This window comes from Adhaeribacter rhizoryzae, assembly GCF_008629685.1.
Taxonomy (GTDB): Bacteria; Bacteroidota; Bacteroidia; order Cytophagales; family Hymenobacteraceae; genus Adhaeribacter; species Adhaeribacter rhizoryzae.
This window is the reverse complement of sequence record NZ_VWSF01000018.1, coordinates 14142-35307: the sequence shown is the minus strand read 5'-3', so window position 1 is coordinate 35307 and position 21166 is coordinate 14142. Positions and strand designations below refer to the sequence as shown.

General features: G+C 40.5%; 15 protein-coding genes and 1 pseudogene. 3 read left to right on the top strand and 13 right to left on the bottom strand.

Going from position 1 to position 21166, the window contains the following annotated elements:
* Positions 1–215: 215 nt before the first annotated feature.
* The 3 genes from F0145_RS19110 to F0145_RS19100 all read right to left on the bottom strand — a co-directional run bounded on the left by F0145_RS19110 (position 216) and on the right by F0145_RS19100 (position 2745).
* The gene (locus F0145_RS19110) at positions 216–455 is read right to left on the bottom strand and encodes a CsbD family protein (protein ID WP_150090938.1); all 240 of its coding nucleotides are present in this window, start codon (positions 453–455) and stop codon (positions 216–218) included.
* A gap of 334 nt (positions 456–789) precedes the next feature.
* The gene (locus tag F0145_RS19105) at positions 790–2148 is read right to left on the bottom strand and encodes a rhamnogalacturonidase (RefSeq protein WP_150090936.1); all 1359 of its coding nucleotides are present in this window, start codon (positions 2146–2148) and stop codon (positions 790–792) included.
* Between the two features lie 357 nt (positions 2149–2505).
* Positions 2506–2745: a CsbD family protein gene (locus F0145_RS19100; RefSeq protein WP_150090933.1), complete on the bottom strand. Its 240-nt coding sequence runs from the start codon at positions 2743–2745 to the stop codon at positions 2506–2508.
* 351 nt (positions 2746–3096) lie between these two features.
* Between F0145_RS19100 and dinB the strand changes: the two genes are divergently transcribed.
* From dinB to F0145_RS26870, 3 genes are read left to right on the top strand one after another with little or no spacing between them, the layout of a single operon-like run.
* Positions 3097–4263: a DNA polymerase IV gene (gene dinB / locus F0145_RS19095; protein WP_150090931.1), complete on the top strand. Its 1167-nt coding sequence runs from the start codon at positions 3097–3099 to the stop codon at positions 4261–4263.
* Between the two features lie 5 nt (positions 4264–4268).
* Positions 4269–7208, top strand: a complete 2940-nt coding sequence (locus F0145_RS19090) for a DNA polymerase III subunit alpha (RefSeq protein ID WP_150090929.1) — start codon at positions 4269–4271, stop codon at positions 7206–7208.
* Positions 7208–7330 carry a hypothetical protein gene (locus F0145_RS26870; RefSeq protein ID WP_262719847.1) on the top strand — a complete coding sequence of 41 codons (123 nt, stop codon included), beginning with the start codon at positions 7208–7210 and terminating at the stop codon, positions 7328–7330. The genes F0145_RS19090 and F0145_RS26870 overlap by 1 nt, the downstream gene beginning before the upstream one ends.
* An 85-nt stretch (positions 7331–7415) precedes the next feature.
* On the opposite strand, the gene F0145_RS19085 is transcribed toward F0145_RS26870, so the two are convergent.
* The 10 genes and pseudogenes from F0145_RS19085 to F0145_RS27105 form a co-directional block, all read right to left on the bottom strand.
* Positions 7416–9365, bottom strand: a complete 1950-nt coding sequence (locus F0145_RS19085; protein WP_150090926.1) for an NERD domain-containing protein/DEAD/DEAH box helicase — start codon at positions 9363–9365, stop codon at positions 7416–7418.
* A gap of 104 nt (positions 9366–9469) precedes the next feature.
* Entirely contained in the window at positions 9470–12436 is a 2967-nt protein-coding gene (locus F0145_RS19080) for a restriction endonuclease (protein ID WP_150090924.1), read from the bottom strand.
* A 12-nt stretch (positions 12437–12448) separates the two neighbouring features.
* Entirely contained in the window at positions 12449–14359 is a 1911-nt protein-coding gene (locus F0145_RS19075) for a site-specific DNA-methyltransferase (RefSeq protein WP_150090922.1), read from the bottom strand.
* A 17-nt stretch (positions 14360–14376) separates the two neighbouring features.
* On the bottom strand, positions 14377–15219 hold the full coding sequence (locus F0145_RS19070) for a PD-(D/E)XK nuclease family protein (protein ID WP_150090920.1): 843 nt from the start codon (positions 15217–15219) through the stop codon (positions 14377–14379).
* Positions 15219–17834: a UvrD-helicase domain-containing protein gene (locus tag F0145_RS19065; protein ID WP_150090918.1), complete on the bottom strand. Its 2616-nt coding sequence runs from the start codon at positions 17832–17834 to the stop codon at positions 15219–15221. Before F0145_RS19065 ends, F0145_RS19070 begins: the two co-directional genes overlap by 1 nt.
* 233 nt (positions 17835–18067) lie before the next feature.
* A complete protein-coding gene (locus tag F0145_RS19060) occupies positions 18068–18490 on the bottom strand; it encodes a hypothetical protein (protein ID WP_150090916.1) in 423 nt (140 codons plus the stop codon).
* Positions 18491–18503: 13 nt separating this feature from the next.
* Positions 18504–19175: a hypothetical protein gene (locus F0145_RS19055; protein ID WP_150090914.1), complete on the bottom strand. Its 672-nt coding sequence runs from the start codon at positions 19173–19175 to the stop codon at positions 18504–18506.
* Complete coding sequence (locus tag F0145_RS19050; RefSeq protein WP_150090912.1) at positions 19172–19867, bottom strand: hypothetical protein; 696 nt, start codon at positions 19865–19867, stop codon at positions 19172–19174. The genes F0145_RS19055 and F0145_RS19050 overlap by 4 nt, the downstream gene beginning before the upstream one ends.
* A gap of 9 nt (positions 19868–19876) precedes the next feature.
* Positions 19877–20728 (bottom strand): uracil-DNA glycosylase family protein, encoded by an 852-nt coding sequence (locus F0145_RS19045; protein ID WP_150090910.1) that lies wholly within the window; start codon positions 20726–20728, stop codon positions 19877–19879.
* Positions 20721–21019: pseudogene (locus F0145_RS27105) on the bottom strand (DUF7149 domain-containing protein). Before F0145_RS27105 ends, F0145_RS19045 begins: the two are co-directional and overlap by 8 nt.
* Positions 21020–21166: the final 147 nt, after the last annotated feature.

The following is a 21166-nucleotide window of genomic DNA, read 5'->3' as shown; positions in this document are numbered from 1 at the left end:
TCCTTTTTTATGTAGCCGTCCGATATGAATATTTCTCTAATCACAACTGTGATAAAAGCTGGTTATGCATTCAGAAGAGAAAGGTATTTACTACCTGCCTTGCAAGAACTTATCTGGTTATAAAAACAGGAGGCAAGGCTACTAAGGCCAGATAAATAAAAAACCCGTTTAGGTTTTAACTAAACGGGTTTCAAATATTTCAGAAACTTACTTGTTTATAAGCTTCTGAACCAGGATTTTACATCGTCTATCGAACGGCCAATTTTGGCAGAAAGGCTACCCAGCCATTCTTCTTGTTTGCCTTCGGCATATTCAAAATCATCGTCGGTTAGGTTACCATATTGCTGACGGGCTTTACCTTTCAGTTCGGTCCAGTTACCACGAGCCCGTAATTCGGTGCCATCGAACAAATCGTCGCGGCGATCATTATCCAGATTATTATTGTAAGTATTCATAGTTTTATGCTTTAAGTATTAATCTATAAGGCATACGTATTTTATACCACTTAGGTTGAAATACTTAATTTATAACCTGGCTGTTGGAGTTATTGGTATTTTAAATAAACTGGTAAACTTCCGGGTTTTTGCGGTGGTAATCCCATTAAATAACCAGCTCTTTTTTAAGGGTAGTTTCCTGCGTAGGAGTGGTCTTGAATATTCTGCATCCCGCTGCTGGTGCAGGCAAACCGGCTACATTTTTTAAATAAGGTAAGCCCGAACTACCAGCCCGCGCCGGCTAAGCAGAACGTATCATTCTTTCAGCCGGCGCATCTTCAGGAACAATTAGTTTCTAATAAAGCTTCTTCCTGTTAACGGTTACGTTCTTCCCTTTAAAATTCTGGATAACAGCAGGGTCTATCTCCAGGAAATTTTTAGCCGTTACCTGAATATTTTCGAACCGGAAGTCTGATAACTGATAACCGAAGCCTTGTGCCGGCTTAATTTCTTTGGCCGCGCCCACGTTAAAAAAGTTAGTACAATCCAGCTTAATGTTGCGCATGGTTATGTGCCGGACGTTAGACGTGCCCGATACCGGTTCGCCTTTCAGGTCGAAGAACTGGGTCCAGGGGCGGATGTAGAGGAAGTTGCCGATGTCGTGGCCCTCGATGTCTTCTACCAGCACGTATTCGTAAAGCTGCGGGGTATCGGGGCGCATTTTAAACCAAAGTAACCGCTCGGCGTGGTTTATCTTAATCCGGCGCAAAATAATATTGCGGTCGTGCACCGACTCGCTGCCGAAGGTTAAGGCCCCGTGGCAGAACCCGTAAGTGCAGTCTTCGATGATGATGTTATAGTTGCCGCCGTTGTTCGGGTCTTTATCGGCCCGCGGCCCTTTGCCGCCCTTCAGCGCAACGGCATCGTCGTTCACCGACATGTAGCAGTTTTTGATAAGCACGTTTTTACAGGCGTCTATATCCACCGCATCGGTGCTCGGCGCTTTTACCGGCTTTTCCGGCGAGTAGATGTACAGGTCGAGCAGCTTAACGTTTTCGCTTTTATACAAGTGCGTCGTCCAGAACGGCGAGTTGATTAATTTCACACCGGAGAGCTGCACGTTTTTGCAGTTGGAGATGTACACCAGTCGCGGCCGCATTTCATCCATGTTGGTGGTGTTGGGGTTAAAGGCCCGCCGGAGCCAGAACGATTTCCAGTAACGCAGCCCGTTGCCATCTATCGTGCCTTTACCCGATAAGGTAAAGCCGTCCAGGCCGTCGGCATTCACCAGCGCCGCAAAATATTTCAAGGTTTGCCCTTCCATGCGGGTCTGAACCAGCGGGAAATTGCTGATGTCGTCGCTGCCTTTTAGCTTGCCACCTTCTTCCAGGTGCAGGTGGGTGTTCTTTTTAAAAAAGAGCGAGCCACTCAAAAATGTCCCTTTGGGAATAATCACCACGCCGCCCCCGTCGGCTGCGGCTTTGTCTATAACCGCCTGAATAAGTTGGGTCTGGAGGCGGGTACTATCGTTGGCAACGTTATAGTCGGTAATGCGATAGGGCTTGCCTAATTTGGTTACGTCGGTTGGTTTGTTTTGCCGGAACCAGTCCGGAATGGGCGTTCCATCTGGAAAAACATCTTTGGCCAAGGCCGTAAGATGCAGCATGAGGGAAAGTACGAGCAGCAAAGCGAACCTGAATTTTTGGGGAATCATTAAATTTCTATCCTCCTGGGTTTAAATTGGTTCCGGAATGTTTGAAACATTCCGCTATCAGCCATTATAGAACAAATCTACAAAATCAGATAATAAGCATTTAAACTTTTCTGGTGGTACAGCCCAGGTATGGTAGAAACCTGAAAAGAGTGTTAACTGGGGAAAGTAGGAGCGCCTAAAACCACTACCAGGCAAGGGAATTCTCATGCTAACACAATCGTGCGCTGTTGCAATATTAAAATGCAAAGGCATCCCTTGCGCTATAAAAGGTCAGAAGAGACCGATGACAACAGCTAAATAAAAAACCCGTTTAGGTTTTAGCTAAACGGGTTTTAAATATTTCAGAAACTTGCCTGTTTATAAGCTTCTGAACCAAGATTTTACATCGTCTATCGAACGGCCAATTTTAGCAGAGAGGCTACCCAGCCATTCTTCCTGTTTGCCTTCGGCATATTCAAAATCATCGTCGGTTAGGTTACCGTATTGCTGACGGGCCTTGCCTTTCAGTTCGGTCCAGTTACCGCGGGCCCGTAATTCGGTGCCATCAAATAAATCGTCGCGGCGATCATTATCCAGCTTATTATTGTAAGTATTCATAGTTCTAGGCTTTAAGTATTTATCTATACCGCATACGTATTTTATACTACTTAGGTTAAAGTGCTTGTTTTTTTAACCTGGTTGTAGCGTTTACCGGTATTGCTATAAAGCCAGGTAAAATCTAGCATTTTTTGGCAGCAACTTCTCTGTAACTCTATTCTAAATGCAGTTCACTTGGCAGTGATTATGCTAACTAACCTGAATATCAACCTAGATAAAACTAATATTACTGGTAATTGAACACTCAATGTTGATAAATGTTAATAAATGTTAATATTTAAATCTAATATATTTAGCTATTAAATATTAAAAATCCGTATTTGCTAAAATAATTAGCTAAAACGGATAATTATGCTGCTTACAGAAAACCGTACCATTGCTCATCTGGATTTAGACACGTTTTTTGTTTCGGTAGAGCGCCTGCGTAATTCCCAGCTCCAGGGTAAACCCATTATTATTGGGGGCAGCTCCGATAGGGGGGTAGTAGCCAGTTGCAGTTACGAAACCCGCTTCTACGGCGTACACGCCGGCATGCCCATGCGTATGGCCCGCCAGCTTTGCAGCGAAGCCTTGGTACTGCGCGGCGACATGGAGGCTTACAGTAAATATTCGCGGGACGTAACGGCGGTAATTGCGGCCCACGCGCCGGTTTACGAAAAAGCTTCGATTGATGAGCATTACCTGGATGTGAGCGGGATGGATAAATTCTTTGGCACCTGGCAATGGACCAAAGAATTACGCCAAAACATTATCCGGGAGACCGGCTTGCCCGTGTCGTTTGGCTTATCGGTAAACAAAACGGTTTCTAAAATTGCGACGGGGCAAGCCAAACCGAACGGCGAAATACAGGTGTGTCAGGCCGAAGTAAAGCCATTTTTAGCGCCTTTGTCTATCCGGAAAATACCGGGCGTGGGGCAGAAAAATTACCAGCTGTTGCGCAACATGGGCATCCCGACCATCGAGGTCTTAACCATGATTCCGGTGGAAATGATGCAAAAGGTACTGGGCAAAGAAGGCGTGCACATCTGGGAAAAAGCTAATGGCATCGATAGCACGCCCGTGATTCCGTATTCCGAGCAGAAATCCATCAGCACCGAGCAAACCTTTCACACCGATACGACTGATATTATCAGGCTCAACAACCTGCTTGTGTCCATGACCGAAGGCTTAGCGTTTGAGCTGCGCAAACAAGGCAAACTCACGGGCTGCATTACGGTAAAAATCCGCTATGCCAACTTCGATACGCATACCCAGCAACTCTCTATTCCGTACAATGCCGCCGACCATATTTTAATCCGGAAAGCAAAAGAGCTGTTCGGGAAATTATACAACCGCCGCATGCTCATCCGGATGCTGGGCGTACGCCTGAGTAACCTGGTGCAAGGTTTTCAGCAGATAGATTTGTTTGAAGACACCACCGAAATGGCCAACCTCTACCAGGCCATGGATAAAATCCGGCACCGTTACGGCGAAGATGCCGTGAAAAGGGCCGTGGGTTTAAAGTCGGGCTTAGCTTAAAAAATATGCTGGCCTTTGGACACTCGTACTATAGTTTGCGGTTCGGGACGCTCTCGGTAGAAGATTTGGCGGCGGAAGCAATGGCGCAGGGTTACCAAGCCCTAGCCTTAACCGATATTAACAATACCTCCGGGGTGTTTCCTTTTATCAAAGCGTGTTTAGAGCAACAGATTCAGCCCTTGGTGGGCATAGAATTCCGGCGCGATAACCAGTTGCTGTATACTGGCCTGGCCCAAAACCAAAAAGGCTTCCAGGAGCTGAACGCTTTTTTAAGCGAATATTTACTAACCCATAAACCTTTACCCGATGTGCCACCGGCTTTTGCCCACGCGCTAATTATCTACCCGTTTGCCGCCGGCCATATTTTAAAGCTGCGCGAAAACGAATTTATTGGCGTCGCCCCCTCCGACCTGAATAAATTAGTATTTTCGGATTTGCGGCAGCAGGGCGAAAAGCTTTTGATGCACCCATTGTTTACCTGCAAAAACGAAGAAGGCTACGCGCTGCACCGGCATTTGCGCGCCATCGATAATAATATTTTGCTCAGCCAGCTAACCCCCGAACACGGCCTCACCGAAAGCACTTGTTTTATACCCGCGGCGCAACTGCTGGCGCAATACGCCCGGTTTCCCGAACTCATCCGCAACAGCGAAAAATTAGTAGCGCGGGCCGCTTTTACTTTTGATTTTACCACCCGCAAAAACAAAATAAACTTTACCAATACCGCTTACGACGATAAATTATTACTCGAAAAATTAGCCCGCGACGGCTTACAAAAACGCTACGGCCTGCCGAATAAAGTAGCCCAGCAACGGGTAGAAAAAGAATTAGCCATAATCGATAAATTAGGTTTTGCGTCGTATTTTCTCATTACCGAGGACGTAATCAGTTACGCGCGCAAACGCAATTTTTACCACGTGGGCCGGGGCAGCGGGGCCAACAGCGTGGTGGCCTATTGCCTGGGTTTAACCGACGTTGACCCGATTGAGCTGGACTTGTATTTCGAGCGGTTTCTGAACCCCAAACGCACCAGTCCGCCCGATTTTGACATTGACTTTAGCTGGGACGAGCGCGACGAGGTGCTGGATTATATTTTTAAACGCTACGGCAGAAATTATACCGCCCTGCTGGGCGCCATGAGCACTTTTCAGCAAAACTCTATTTTGCGCGAACTGGGCAAAGTGTACGGCCTGCCCAAAACCGAGCTGGATGCGCTGGTCACCAACCCGCATACCGCCAGCCACTCCGACCACCTCACAAAGCAAATATTACACTACAGCCAGATGCTGACCGATTTCCCGAATGTGCGTTCCATTCACGCCGGCGGGGTATTAATTTCGGAGGAACCCATTACGAACTATACCGCCCTGGATATGCCGCCCAAAGGTTTCCCCACGAGCCAATGGGACATGTATACCGCCGAAAATATTGGTTTCGAGAAGCTGGATATCCTGAGCCAGCGCGGCATTGGGCACATAAAAGAAACAGTGCACCTGGTATGGCATAGCCAGAAAATAAAAGTAGATGCCCACGAGGTAGAGCGGTTTAAAAAAGACGAAAAAGTAAAAGAACAACTCAAATCCGGCGACACCATTGGCTGTTTTTACATCGAGAGCCCGGCCATGCGGGGTTTGCTCAAAAAGTTGCATTGCGATAATTATTTGAGCCTGGTGGCAGCCAGTTCTATTATCCGGCCGGGGGTGGCGCAATCGGGTATGATGCGGGCGTACATTCAGCGGTTTCACCAGCCCGATAAAATAGAATACCTGCACCCGGTTATGGAAGAGCAGCTAAAAGAAACCTACGGCGTAATGGTGTACCAGGAAGACGTAATTAAAGTGTGCCACCACTTTGCCGGCCTGGATTTATCGGATGCCGACGTGCTGCGCCGGGCCATGAGCGGCAAGTACCGCTCGAAGAAAGAATTTCAGAAGCTGGTAGATAAATTTTTCGAGAATTGCCGGGCCAAAGGTTACCCCGAAACCCTCACGAAAGAAGTTTGGCGGCAGGTAGAATCATTTGGGGGTTACTCTTTCTCCAAAGCGCACTCGGCCTCTTTTGCCGTAGAAAGTTACCAAAGTTTGTACCTTAAAACGTACTATCCGCTGGAGTTTATGGTAGCCGTAATCAACAACTTTGGCGGCTTTTACAAAACCTGGATTTACGTGCAGCAGGCGCAAAAAGCGGGTGCCGCTATTCATTTGCCCTGCCTCAACCACAGCTATCTGACCACCACTATTTACGGCCAGGATATTTACCTGGGCTTTATTCACCTGCAAAACCTGGAGCAAAAGCTGGCCCATATTATTGTAACGGAGCGCGAACAAAACGGCCTGTACACCAGCCTCGAAAATTTTATCCAACGCACCCAGCTCACCTTAGAACCGCTCTTAATTTTAATAAGGGTACAGGCGCTGCGCTTTACCGGCCACGACAAAAAAACGCTGCTCTGGGAAGCGCATTTTTTGCTGGGCCACAAAGTAAATACCCACGGGGCACCGGCTTTGTTCCGGGAACCCGCCAAACAATTTACCCTGCCCACCCTGTGCCACACCGCCGTAGAAGATGCCTACGACGAAATGGAACTGCTGGGCTTCCCGGTTACAAGTTCTTACTTCGATTTACTCCTGACTAACGCCCGCGGCGATGTAAAAACAAAAGAAATGCTGCAGTACCTGGGCCAGAAAGTACGGATGATGGGCATACTGGTAACTACCAAATACGTGCGCACGGTTAAAGGCGAAATCATGCAGTTTGGTACTTTCCTGGATGTAGCCGGCGATTTTTTCGATACGGTGCATTTCCCGCAATCGTTAAAACACTGGCCCTTTAAAGGCAACGGGGTGTATTTGCTGTACGGCAAAATTGTAGAAGAATTCGGCTTTCCGAGCATGGAGGTAGAGAAACTCGCCAAGCTGCCTTTTCAGAAGGACCCGCGGTATTAGTGATTGCCACCAGCATTGTGCGGTCGTGGGCCAAACAACTGGCATCTGAAAGTATCCTAGTAAACGGTGTAGCGCCCCTTCTGGAACCCCTACAAGTAAGAAGCGCCACCATGAAAAATTGAAAAGCTTCTTCTGCGCCTTTTTAGTGATAACACCTATCGATATTACTCGTTTAATGGAGAGTTATTCATTGTTTGTTAGAGTTGCTTATATTAGTTGAACATACTCCAAACCATCCATAAATTTTGAAAGTTCATGGTCGTCTATATCAATTATTATCAAATTATTCATACACCTAGTAAAACCTGTATAAATTAATTCTTTGTATGTTGCTTCACGTGTGTCCTTATGAACGATTAAGAATAGAGTTTTAATTTCCCAACCTTTATAACTATGAACTGTTGAAAATTTGGTTAATCCAGAGTTCATCCAAAAATGAAGCTTTTTATTTTTCCTTATTTTTTCAATTTCTTTATTAAACTTAACAGTTAGACCGTTGGCCTCTTTCAAATGATCATAAAACTCTTTAGTTTCTGACATTATATATGTCTTTTCCTTTGTAATTTTTCTAAAACAATAATCTATCTCTCTAATAACTTCTATTGATAGTGAAAGAACACAAACATCATTTGGATGGCTCCCTAATTGTGTTGAAAATAATTTAATGAATTGAGTTATCTCTCCAAAATTTAAAGTACTAAAATATTTATAATAAACTTTATCAAATAAGGCAGATTGAAAGTCAACATTTTCAAATTCATCTGGTGAGTGTTTGTCAGCTAAGAATGTCTTTTGGAAAGAAGAAGCAAAAGCAGTTATCGTAGGTGTTAAGCGAAATGATTGGTTTAATTCAGACCATCTTCCTGGGCTTTCTGGTATGATTAATTCTTTTTTGTTGTTTACTAAAGATACCCGGTCATAAATATCTTGCTTACTATCTCCGAAAACAACAAATTCACCATTATCAATCAAGAAATATTTCTTTATAATCCTGAGCCATATAGTATTATAATCTTGTACTTCATCGATCAGAATTGCAGAATATTTTTCTATATTTTCTTGAAACTCCTTGAAAAGGTCAAAATTACCATAATATTTATTATGGAAGAACTGCTCTTTCTGCCATTTATCCCAATCATCAAAATCCTCTGGAATATCAAACTCAATTCCTAAGTTATTCATTACTGAATTAAAGAAATCATGATAATTTACAATATGAAAATTCTTCCAATAAAAGTCTTCTCTAACATTACTTACTTTGTCATGAATATAATTCTTTAAGGAAATGTTATAGGTAAGGATTAATACCTTTTCACTAGTTCTTAAATGAGCATTCACAGCCCTTTTTGCAAGGACTAAAGTTTTTCCAGAACCAACTATACCTTTTATTTTCTGTTCGCCTGGCTTACTAGTTGAAAGGTCTAATTGCTTTTTTGTGTATTTGAAATTTCTCCCATCATCAAGTGAATGAAATGATGGTTTTAAATACCTTTTAAAACTCTCGTAAAGATCATGAGTGAAATAGGAGGATTTCTTACTTATCCATCTTCTTTCCAAAAGTTCCTTTAAATCTTTAGAATTAAGATTATCCTTACCAATTAACTCAATATTTTTATTTAAGAAAGTTAAATAACCATCCTCTGACTTTCTTAATTGATCAAATGACTCCTTAGAAGCATTCTTACTAACCAAAGATTGTCTCTTCTCTTCAAAAGGCTTTAATAAAAATTCTTTTATGGTATTTTTATTTTCCTTATAAAAGAAAACAGAACAATTTACCACGTACCAATATCTATAATCTCTTAGTTTAAATTCTAACAAGTTTTGAATATGTAAGTCATACATATTCTCCTTGTATTTAAGAACTTGCGAAATTGGTGATTTGATAAGTACATTATTATGAGAAACAAACCATCTTTTTCTGTAATCAAGGTGATAACTGCCAAGCTTCCAATCCTTTACTTCAATAATCAATACTCCACCGCCCTCTTTCATTAGAATAATATCTGGGCAGTCACCATTTAAGAATGGCTGGAAATAAATTTCATATTCATCATCAAGGTTCTCGAGGAGAAAATCAATCATTTTAAGTTCTCCTTCAGTTGGAAGAACTTTCAAATTTCTTATAACATCATAATTGGGATAAATGACTGCCATCTTTCTCTTTTACCTTGCGGATTAACGTATTCTTTAAATTTCTATCCTCCTGGATTTAAAATTGGTTCAGGAACGTTTCAAAGATTTGAATATCTCAGTTAACTCTACCACCAATTAGCTTCTTCACCTGTAATCTGTTTATAATCCACTTCTGTTAAACTGAAGTGTTTGGTTGCACAATCAATTTTCCGTTTTTCATTGGGGAACTGTAATAAATTAGGGTTAACATTCCCTTTCGTTTCACGGACTAACTCAAGCTTAAACTTCTTGTTTTCATCCCACCTGATAATGCCCCAATCTGGATTGTAATTTCCAATTATTTTTGGAAGAGAAATTTTAAACTGATTTGGAAATTTGAAGAAGCAAACAATTTGATCATCATCATTGAGTTTGTATTCCACAAACCTGCGCTCAATATCTGAGTCAATTTGAACCTTGTCGTATAAGGACCAATCTGAACCTTCTATTAATTCTTTCTGAGGGTATTTCCTGCTTTCGGGAAAAAAATCTTCCGCAGAATAACTCATTAATCCTTCTTCTGTCAAAGTATATTCTATTTTGTCTGCAATATGATCGGCTAAGGTGTTCTTAATAGTTTCGATGAATACAGAGGTAAAACCTTCGGGGTTTTTAAAAATCCTACTTTTCACTTCTTCAGGAAGCCCTTTAAAGATTTCAACAAGTGTATTCTTCTTCAGATGCGTTGCTTCTTCTGCTCTTTTAATGAAATTAAAAACTGGATATGTCGATTGAGCCTCCTGCCGGTATTGTGGATCGCCCTTCTGGCCCTTTTCACTTGTAAACTTTATTGTCTCCCCAACTCTTAAGATACCTTTATCTGAAAAAGTAATTTCTGAATATTCCTCTTCTTCAGTTATGCCTACAACCTTGAAACCTTTTAATCTATCGTCTTTGGCAATCTTAGCGAGATCATCTCCTCTCCTGAAATTACGTTTAAACAAGTCTTCGTTGCCGTTAGAATCTGTTTTCCTGATTTCTAGCTTAACTGTTTCGTTAACTACCCCTATTAGTTTAATTTCAAACTGGGTCATCACGAATTTTCCTTTCACCACTACAATATTCGGCTCCGGAAACTTCTGAATACTCAGTTTTGCAATGCAGGTTTTAACCAACTCTTCAGAGTCAACATTAATTTCATAGGTTGTCTTCTTGCATAATTTCTTCCAAAAATCTTTGAATCCTTGTGAATTGTAGATTTTATCATTTCTTATAGCAGCAGCTTTTGATGCATTGGAGGGTCTTGGTGGTGGAGTATCACCGTTTTCGAGGTAATCGCTCTGAAGTTGTTCGCAATAGCTCTCATAACTTTCGTTAGCAATTACGGTCAACACGTTTACACCTTCATCTGTAACTCGTTTTCCATCCTGATCAACGGAAATACGCAACCCTCGCCCAATTTCCTGGCGTTTTCTCCGTTCCGAAGTCGCATTGTTGAGGGTGCAAATTTGAAAAACATTCGGATTGTCCCAACCTTCCTTCAGTGCAGAATGTGCGAAAATGAAGCAAGTCTTTTCATCAAAACTTAACAACTTCTCCTTATCCTTCATTATCAGGTTATAGGCAGCTTGCTCAAGTTCCTTATCCGCATTTGACTTATTTTCGATAGCGGTATCAACAAATTGATCAGGTTTACCCTTAGTTGTCTTTTTTGCAAAATAGCCTTCTCGTACGTCACTTGCCGAATATCCTGCATAAAATGGATAGCGGACCTTCAGCCTTTCAAAAGCCTCATCGAAAATTTTCCTGATGATGCCATCATTCTCAACGTAGTTTGCCACTTTATCGATGAAGAAGAGCGAGAGTACTTTTACCCCTTTGCCCAACACCTGCTTTTGTTTTTGCATGTGGGTTTTAATCGTTTCCTCGATCTGTACCCTGAATATTTCTTCTTTCGAAAGAGTTACGGCTCCGCCTTCAGCAAATTTGTGCTCTGTTCCGTTAGTGAAGACGACTACCCCGTCTTTCTTATTGATTTCTTCAATCTCAAGCCCCCGAAAATTCTCATTACCTGTTTTGTCAAAAAGATTGTCCCCTTTCTTCAAGTTAATGGTCTCAGTTCGCATTTCACCGTTCTTCACCACGTTCAATCTTGCTTCCACGCCTAAGCCATATCCGGCTCTTCCTTCTTTCAACATCAAGGAGATTTGATTGTTGTTGTAGTTATTCTGCTCAGTTACGCCCAAGACCTCAATCTTCTTCACCAGGTTCTGCTTAAAGGCATCTACTGGTGTTAGATTGTAGAATCGATTCATCAATTCACGGTTCTCTTCGGCTGTTCTTCCATTCTCTTTTGGTGTTGCTGAGTATTTAATAGCGAAGAGCGGATGCAAGGTCCTGAGTGCTTGCAGCGATTTTGGGCTCCCATAGTTCTGGGACTCATCGAGCAAGATGATTGGTCTCGTTTCCTGTATGTACTGATAGGGCAATTTTTCACCCTGTAATTTTTCGGTTGGTTTGTAAATGACGTTTGTTTCTTTATTGAAGGAGTCTATCGTCATCACCAGCACTTCAACGGCTGATGACGATGCGAAGCCTCTCAACTTGCTAATCTTCTGTCCAGAATATTGTGTAAGATTGATCGTTTCGTTGTCGTATAAAGATGCGAAATGGTCTTTGGTGATGCTGAAGGTTTTAACCACACCTTCATAAATGGCCACACTCGGAACGATAATGATGAATTTACCCCAGCCGTAATTCTTGCGCAATTCGTGGATAGTGCGCAGGTACACATAGGTTTTACCTGTACCCGTTTCCATTTCGCAGGTATAGTAGGGGTAACGCCACGAATCAACTCCCATCAATTCAAATCCATCATCGAAATTGAGGAACATATCCTGCACCAATCTATTCTCCTTTTGCACTTCCAACAGATTATCAAACAGCCATTCTTCATCCAACATTTCATATTGGTCTATATTGGCTATGGTGTCGTCACCGAGCTGAAATGGGATTATCCGCTTGGTATAGCCGTTGAAGAGCTTGATAGCACTATCGATGGCTCTTATTTGGTGCTCCTGATCACTCTCAAAGTGTATCTTCAGTTTGGTCATCTTCCTTCTTTCTTAGATTGTTTTGATGAGCCCTCTATCACTCAATCGCAATTTATTCTGGTTGCTGATGGCACTATCTAAACAGATGAAGGTAGTAGCGCGATCCAATTCTAATTCAGCTATTAAGCCCTCTTCAATTTTCTCATCCAAACAGATCAGCAAGGAATTGGGTACCATCTCACTCACCACTTTTACGATTTCATTTGAACCAATCTTTTTTATGGATTGAGCTGCATCTAGCGGAAAACCTTCTATCAACATCAATTCTGTCACTAATCTATTTTTGTTCCAATCATCTCTCAGCGGAGAATTATTAAATAAATTCAAGGTATTTTCGAGCTGCGAAATATTTTCACCTTTAAAATTATACCACTTTTTATAATTGGAACCTTTGTATTCAAATACTTTTACACCTGAATTAGATTTTATTTTGTTTATTACTTTACATATCCTGTCTCTTGTAATTTGAGATATTCGATCATAGTTTTTATTTTCAGCTATGCTAGATTTATCACACTTCTCATGCATTTGAACACATATAAAACTTCTCTGAACATTATTTCCTAAGTTTAATTCTAATACTGCTTGTGCCAAAGACCCAGATCCGGCGAAGAAGTCTAATACTATATCGTTCTCTCCACTCCCCACTTGTACGAACCTTTTTAAAAGTTCAATTGCTTTTGGAAAAGTAAAAACCTTTGAACCAAATATCTTTTCAAGATCACTTGTTCCTCTTCTACTTGAAATATCAGTATCTAATTGTAGAGATCTTATCACTTTGCCAGAGTGCCGATACTTTTGTACTATCCTATACTCACCTGAATTTGTAACATACCCGACGATTTCTTTATTTAAATTTTCTTTCGATTTTGGTTTTCCCCAGCGCCAAACTCGTGATATACCATCTTTTTCAGAGATAACTGGCCAAACTTCAATCCATTTATCATGTTTTTCAGTGTCAATTTCAAAAAATCCATTATCAAGTTCTTTACTTGGGTTCAAGTAGAATGGATAATGAAGATTGGGTCGCGTTTTTGGATTAAATACTACATTACCATTATAGAGTGGATATATATTAAAAGGACCAATTTCATCTGAATATTTGAATATTTTTTCTTCTTCCGGCAACTGGTAAGTCACTGTTTCCTCTGCATTTTTACCATAGAAAAGTGCATATTCATGCATTTTTCCCATATGACCATAGTCGATGGCACTTGGTGAAGAATTAATAACAAAAACCCCTAAAAAATTTTCTTCCCCAAAAACCTCATTCATTATAAGTTTCAGGTTTGCTAGCTCATTATCATCAATACTTACGAAAATTACCCCATCCTCTTTCAACAGATTTCTCGCTAATCGTATCCGTGGATACATCATGCTAAGCCACTTAGAGTGAAATCGCCCATCGGATTTTTTGTTTGTTGTAAGTGGCTTTCCTTCTTCGTCAATCTGACCTGTTCTTCTCAAATATTCTTGTAGAGGCTCAGTAAAATCATCATCATATACAAAGTCGTTACCAGTATTGTAAGGCGGATCGATATAGATCATCTTGATCTTATTGGCATAGCTTTTCTGAAGGATTTTGAGTACTTCTAGGTTTTCCCCTTCGATGAAGATATTTTTAGAATCATTAACTCCATCCATATCTGGTGTTCCATCTGCTTTAAGACCTTCACCATAAACAGGTTCCAAAGTTCCTTCGGGAGGCAGTGATGCTAATCTACGGGCATCTTTCTTACCTGGCCAAATGAGTCCGAAATGTTCTATATCACTAACTTCATCATCTAACCAGTCACCTAAATTCTGGCGTAAGGTTTCAAAATTGATTTTGCCATCTTCAAAGCACTCTGGTGCAATTTGCTTGAGCTGTTTGATCTTTTCTTCGTCAAAGAGGAATTCCGGTTTAATTCTTTCGTGAGCCATGTATTATAAATTTCTTTTTACTGTATTTCAGCGGGGTTAATATCATCAGGATTTTTTGCTGCTAAATTTGCATTTACCCATTCTTCTTTATCGGCATCAGAACCGAAGTCATCAAAGTACTTTCTGAAGCTTCCTCGTTCGCCTTTTCCTTTACTGGTGGCATAGTCACGGTAGGATGAACAGGAATATCGAACATCACAATTTCGGCAAACCCTTGTGCCGAACAATGCATTTGTTCCTTCCATGGTCGACCTGAGTACTTCTACAGGGGCCGGTTTAAACATCTTTTCCTCGATGCAATCTACAATTTCTGCAAAATGGTCCACCACCTCTTTTACTTTCTCTTGGTCGAAATCCAGCTCGATAAGTGGATTCCACTTCGAAAGCTCGTATTGAATCCGGAACTGATCGTTGAGTAGATGGGCTTGTTTTAAGCTTTCGGGGTAAGCTGTTGAAATGATGGCCGTTTTATCCAGGGCCTGTCCGCGCAGGTTTTGCCAGATATGCGCATAAACATTCAGTTGCCTTTCATACAATGCCTTGTTAGATTCGATGTAGGCAGTATCGTGTGTTTTTATATCGTACATCCACGTTTCATCATCATCCCGCACGATATCCACGACTCCCTCTATGGTGAAATTCCTTCCCTTTGGTGTTTTTTGGTCCGGAAGGGTGAGTTTTACTTCTGTATCTGTAACTTTTGTGGCAACATCTTTTAATTTTGTGAAGTAGTAGAGTACCTGCGTAAGGGCGAGTTGTTTAATATCTTCAGTGATAGCATGACCACCCTCTAAACGCATCAGCTCATAGTTGTCTTCGAAGTATTCCCGTATTTTTTCGATTATTTCGTAATCTTGCATCAGGCTTCTTGTTTTTTCTTCTTTTCCGAGATGAGTAAATGGTGCAGATCTTCAATGGTTTGGTGTACTAAACTTCCGAAGAACATGGTTTGCGAACGTGACGGGATGAACCCGTATTTATTGAAAGTCATGTACTTTCTCGGACATTGCTGATAACTTAAATAATCGGCAGTATAGGAGTAGCTTTTCCCCAAGTCATCATTGTCCAGCTTGGAGGGTGGCAATTCAGCAACATTTAGGGATTCTATGACGGGATACACATTTTGTGCGAACATATTTTTAAAAGCCTGACTTCTTTGTTGTCCCTTCCATTGTGGTAGAATTGTCATCTGCTGCGCCCTTGATAGTGCCACGTAGAACATCCGCATATTGTCGAAGTGAGAAATACGGTCGAGTGGCTCTCCTTCTTTTTGCAGCAATTCTCTGATAATGATTTCTTTTTTATCCGCAGGTCGATCGATTTTATTTAAATTCCCGAGCACTACATAAGGAAATTCAAGCCCTTTCGACTGGTGAATCGTTAAGAAAGGTACCCGCCCTTTTGGGAAAGGGTCATCGGCATCTTCGTATTCAGATTCTCCCAAACGGTAAATAGCATAGAGATAGGAGCCAACGAAGGTATTAGCAAATTTTTTATCTGAGAGGAAAGATGCCGTGATGATGGGCGTATATTCCTCCATGAAGCGAGCGAGGTATTGCGTAATTAAACCTAAATTACAAACTGGTCCTTCGTCAATTCCTTCCTCCGCCAGTTCATACATCTTTTGGAAGTGCTTAAATCCACACAATTGATAAAACAAATCCAAAATACTCCAGTCCACAGATGTTACTCTGTTTACAACATAATTCAGTGAAACTGGTTGTTTCGCCTGTTGCTTCTTTTTTAACAATTCTAAGAAAGCTCTTTTCTGAAGCGTTGCTTTTGCGGTTTGCGATAATCCACTGGCACTTGCTAAATCCCTAATCATATCAAGATTAAGGGCATTCTCAAGCTTCCATTTCTTTTTGTCAATTACTTTCATCAAAGCTTCATAATCCGCTTTAACCATTTTGATTTCCTCTTGTCTATCGCTTACATATTCCTTTAATAAACTATCATGTGCCATCAACTGCTCTGCCCTATACATAGCATTCAGTTGCCATTGGCGATAATCTTTTAAACCACCGCTAGCAGGCCCTTGGTGGCTTGGTCTTTCGAGAATATGAAATAAGAGGCCAAAAATTTCAATTGCTTCAGGTATTTCTAAAAACCGTCCTGCCCTAGGTGCAAATATTTGAATACCTTTATTATTTAAAGCCGTTTCGAATTCTGCCACCGCTCCATTTTTCAGGCCTCTATAACTAAGAGAAGGGAAGAGAAATGCGACCTGGTTATAATCCTCAATTTTGCCATTCGCTTTTAAGTCGAAGACGAATTGTGCTACTTTTTCAAAAACATTAATTTTTTCAATTTTTATGGTAGTTACAATGGCAGAAAAGTCCTCCTGATTAAAAGGTTGAATATCTTTGTCTGCTACTCTATAAGAACCTTTTCCGTCCCTTTTTGCCCAATTAGTTTGCTCAATAAAATCCGTATAAAAATTTACAATCTTCTTCTTAGACCGGTAATTAGTATCTAAATCAATTCTTGTAGGAATTTCATTCAGATACTTTTTGCTACGCTCCTCAAATTCTACCAAATTTTCTACTGTAGCACCACGAAAACGGTAAAGCGCTTGGTCGTCATCACCTACCACACAAATGTTCTTACACTTCCTAGCTATTTCAAAGTAGATTTGTTCTTGAATGGAGTTGGTATCCTGGTATTCATCAATAATAATGTAGTCATAGGCGTCTTTCGAGCCGTTGAAACTTTTAATTTTATTAAATGCCCTTTGTTGTAGCAAAGAAAAATCTACCGTGTCAATCTTTTCACCTATGTGGCTATTACAGTAGAAAGCATACATTTTTAAGATCCGTCTTAATATTTCATCATCTGGTTGGTGTGCACTTGGGTTTAAATTCTCCTCTGAAAAGCGATTAAAAATTGAAATGATGTTTGTTGCTGCCTCATGTCTGGAATAAAAATCACTCCCGCTGAAATACATATTAATTTCCCTTTGTGCAGCTTCTTCATCATCCTCTATATTATCAGAATAAAGATAACCGCCTGCATTCAAAAGCTCCCGCCAAAATGATCGTCTATAAATTTTGAAGTATTGACCTAAAGAATCTAATAAAACAGGTGCCTTACTTCGTACACCATCTGGAGAGAATACCCGATTTCTGTCAACCAAAATATCCTGACAAATGGAATGAACAGTACCGATTGCCATCCTTGAAATATCATAAGGTTGTCCCGTTTCATTTGTAATTAAGCCGAGCAAGCTCCTTAGGCCCTCTTTAAGCTGATGAGCAGCTTTATCGGTAAATGTTGCGAGAAAAATCTTTTTTGGATCTACTTGGTGGAAAACAATTAGATTAACGGTTCTCCATAGAATTACTCTTGTCTTTCCTGAACCTGGTCCTGCTGTAAGAAACAAGGGGCCCTTTACATGCAAAATAGCTTTTTCTTGTTTTGGATTTGGTTTAAACCCTTTCAGATTCCAGTAATATCTTATATCTTTTTCACTCATTCTAAAGCGTATTTACTAATATCCATTCTTTAAAACACATTGTAAATATTTGTAATTTACTTTACCAGTTCTACATCGACTTATTATTACGTTCCTCTATCTGTGAGGGCACATACAGAGCAATCTTAGCTAAAGCAAACCTTATTTGTACCGGAAATATTTCGATTTTTTAGGGAACAGACCGGGAGGATAAATGCTTAGTTCAGCAACAAGCACATAGAGGATTAGAGTGGCTAATCTTTTGGTGTTAATAATTGGCGGAGAAAACCAACACGGTTATTCTGAAACTCTTTATAATCAAGTCCGTGAAAAACATCACTTTTGTCGTTGTTGCAGAAGTAACAAGCAAGAACACAATTCTCAAGTGAATAATTTTCTTTTGGTAGAAGCCGATCAACTTCTAACCACATACCTCGGCTTCGGCCTCTACCTAGAACGCCATCTTTAGGAAATCTATTAGATGTTAGAATTCCCGTCATTATAATTTTCTGGCATTCTTCTTCTTTTAGTCCGCAATAATGGCAAACCTTCTCTTTAACCTTATACCAATTTTTGAATTCCTCTAAGTCTACAAAACTAGACAGACCTTTTTGCCTTCTTCTTAAAAAGTCTGCTTTTAATTTTTCTTCTGGTTTGGGTTTGTAAAGTATATCCATTCCTGTTTCAAGTTTACTTGCCCATTTCACTTAACCAGTTGCGGGTGAGGCTTATTATCTCGTTACAATATTCCTCCTGATTCATAATGGCGGCTGGGTGCTTGGCATCAAAAATTATCCTGTTATCTGTTTTAAAATAGGACCTCCCCATAAATGGCATAGCCAATGCGTCGTTTTGCTCTAATCCAAAATCTTTTAAAAACAAGTAAGCTACACTGCCACAAATAATTATATCAGGGTTACAATACTCAATTTGTTCCGCAAGCACATTTTGTGTTTTCTTATACGTCTCCTCCAAGTATTTCCAACGGTTAGGGCTGGTAGTATTGGCCGGATATTTACTTACATTTATGGAAGCGATTGATTTAAGAATCTGTGGTACATCAGGTTGATTTCTGACTTCGGCATAATCCATATTATTTAGAATGCCATAAGAGGTTATAGCCATTTTTCGCAAAGTTGGAATTGTGAAGTACCCTTCAAGATTCTGCAATATATCTGCGCAGCCATCCCAACCTCCTTTTCCTTCACCATAATGATCATAAGGCTCTTTCAATATCCATAATATTTTGTACTTACTTTTAGCGTATTCTTCCTCGCAAATTACACCATCAAATATTGGCTGTAACCCTTCCTGAAAGTTATAAGCACCGGCAACTAATGTGTTTAATTCTGCTCTAGTCATGGTTTATTTAGTTTTATAGTTTTGCCAATTGCAAATAACAGCTTATCCAGGTGGTAGGTATAGCCTTCTTCTTGCCGTAAACTCTCCTGCAAGCCTTTGCCTGCCTGTAACCAATCTTTATAAGCTTTAATAAGTTTGTTTTCTTTTTTTGTGAAAACAGAAAGCTTTCTAAGCCTTTTAATCTCTGATAAGTCATCTGTCTGAGAGATACCAAAGGCGCGCAATACATGCTGGTCTATGATAGGTTCACCAGGGGTTTTAGTTAAATAGCGGCCAAACTGGTAAAATACAATGCCTTCTTCCCGGTCGTGGGTATCTGCATCTTTGCAATTCAGAACTCCTGCTACAATATGTTTAACCTTTTGTAAATCGCCGTTCTTCCAGGCAATAGCATACAATAATTTAGCAACCGGGTCTAAGTCAGCAGCCGACAGATCAGTTGAAAAGGTGTTATTCTCTTCTAATAAGCCCGATCTTTTTAAATCCTGAATTTCTTCCAAAGTTAGGCTATATTTAATTTCGGGGTAGCTCTCTGTACTTAACTTGTTTTGAGGTAGTATTTTTAAGGTATCTGGTATTAATTCAACCTCTACAATGCTGGTGGCCTTGCTCAACTTTTGGAAGGCATTATCTACCCAACTTCTAATATCCGTATCAGATTTAACAGTTTTTTTATCCGGCGTAAGAAGCATAGTTTTATTTTAAGCCTGGTTTACAATTTGGTTTAAAATCTTTTTAGCACTCAGCGGCCGTTCAGGGTATTTTTTGCATTTCCACAATTTGTTTTTCATATCACCTTTTAAATGTGGAATGGAAACAATTTTATAGTTTTCTAACACGCCTACTTTTATAGTATATTTTGAATTGTCGATTGGGTATACCTGCGTATAGGTTACCCCAAGCTCATATTGAAAGAATTCGCGGGAAGCATTACCATGTAGAATCACCACCTTTGGATTAACTGCTTTTATTTCTTCCAACAGAAACCGTTTAGCCACCGCCGTCCTGAATTTATGCCACTCGCCTGGTTGAATTGAAAGCTTCTCACAAATAGTGTTTACCTGACCGCAGCCTTTGGGCACTACATGGCAGAGGTCGGTGATGTAGCACTTATTTAGAAATTCGGTGATACTATCGGGGGTAGGTTTATCTACAAATATGTTCGTTAGGTAATGCCATATATCATTTTTATCCGCATAATGTTCATTCGCCGATTCATGTAACGTTTTATCTTTAAGGTTGCCAAAATCGTAAACTAACTGGTAGTTTTTATAAATATGAGGCTCCACGCCAATAATAAAAAACTCCTTATTGTCGTAGTTACCTACCCAACTGGAGAAGTCAAAGCCCCATTCTACCGGTTGGCTCCAAAAATTATCTGGGACTAAATTATTACCATTTAAATCCTTAAGGCTTTTCAAAGTCTGAACTACATTTTTCTGTTCTTCAACTCCATCTTTATTCCAGTTCTCCTTTATAACCTCGTTTTTATCAGTTAAAAATTCGTTTGTAATAAATTGACCGTATTTCTGCTCTAGTAAAGTTTTAATCATGAAGGAATGTCTTTATGGTGGTATAAATTAAAAATAATATCAGGGTGGCCTTGCTTGCCATATTCGCTTTGCCCGTGGACCGCTTTACTTCAAACAAGACGTCCTCCGAGGTTTTGGCTTCTTTACCCGTGTGGATGACTAAATCGATTTTGCCCTTGGTAGCTACCAAGTAATCGGAGTGGTAAAAGGTATTTTGAGAAAATCCATGAGCTGAATTTTCATGTTCTCTTCGCTTTCCTTCTCGTCGATACCCGCGAGTAAATGGATTAGGTTATTTTTAAACGCCTCCATGCCGGTGCATGTGGGTATTATCAGGCGGTAAGCTTTGCTCATGCTTTGTTTAATGGAATGCGGTTGGGTAGGCGTCATCTAACATTTAAATATCCGAAGGTCTCAATATAGTAAAATTATATGTCAGGAAAAGGATAAATCCTAAAA

What these genes read in the sequence shown, in the direction of transcription:
- F0145_RS19050 (WP_150090912.1), bottom strand. Translation starts at nt 19,867, where the DNA reads ATGCTTCTTACGCCGGATAAAAAAACTGTTAAATCTGATACGGATATT.
- F0145_RS19075 (WP_150090922.1), bottom strand. Translation starts at nt 14,359, where the DNA reads ATGGCTCACGAAAGAATTAAACCGGAATTCCTCTTTGACGAAGAAAAG.
- dinB (WP_150090931.1), top strand. Translation starts at nt 3,097, where the DNA reads ATGCTGCTTACAGAAAACCGTACCATTGCTCATCTGGATTTAGACACG.
- F0145_RS19045 (WP_150090910.1), bottom strand. Translation starts at nt 20,728, where the DNA reads ATGATTAAAACTTTACTAGAGCAGAAATACGGTCAATTTATTACAAAC.
- F0145_RS19060 (WP_150090916.1), bottom strand. Translation starts at nt 18,490, where the DNA reads ATGGATATACTTTACAAACCCAAACCAGAAGAAAAATTAAAAGCAGAC.
- F0145_RS19065 (WP_150090918.1), bottom strand. Translation starts at nt 17,834, where the DNA reads ATGAGTGAAAAAGATATAAGATATTACTGGAATCTGAAAGGGTTTAAA.
- F0145_RS19070 (WP_150090920.1), bottom strand. Translation starts at nt 15,219, where the DNA reads ATGCAAGATTACGAAATAATCGAAAAAATACGGGAATACTTCGAAGAC.
- F0145_RS19090 (WP_150090929.1), top strand. Translation starts at nt 4,269, where the DNA reads ATGCTGGCCTTTGGACACTCGTACTATAGTTTGCGGTTCGGGACGCTC.
- F0145_RS19055 (WP_150090914.1), bottom strand. Translation starts at nt 19,175, where the DNA reads ATGACTAGAGCAGAATTAAACACATTAGTTGCCGGTGCTTATAACTTT.
- F0145_RS19105 (WP_150090936.1), bottom strand. Translation starts at nt 2,148, where the DNA reads ATGATTCCCCAAAAATTCAGGTTCGCTTTGCTGCTCGTACTTTCCCTC.
- F0145_RS19085 (WP_150090926.1), bottom strand. Translation starts at nt 9,365, where the DNA reads ATGGCAGTCATTTATCCCAATTATGATGTTATAAGAAATTTGAAAGTT.
- F0145_RS19080 (WP_150090924.1), bottom strand. Translation starts at nt 12,436, where the DNA reads ATGACCAAACTGAAGATACACTTTGAGAGTGATCAGGAGCACCAAATA.
- F0145_RS19110 (WP_150090938.1), bottom strand. Translation starts at nt 455, where the DNA reads ATGAATACTTACAATAATAATCTGGATAATGATCGCCGCGACGATTTG.
- F0145_RS19100 (WP_150090933.1), bottom strand. Translation starts at nt 2,745, where the DNA reads ATGAATACTTACAATAATAAGCTGGATAATGATCGCCGCGACGATTTA.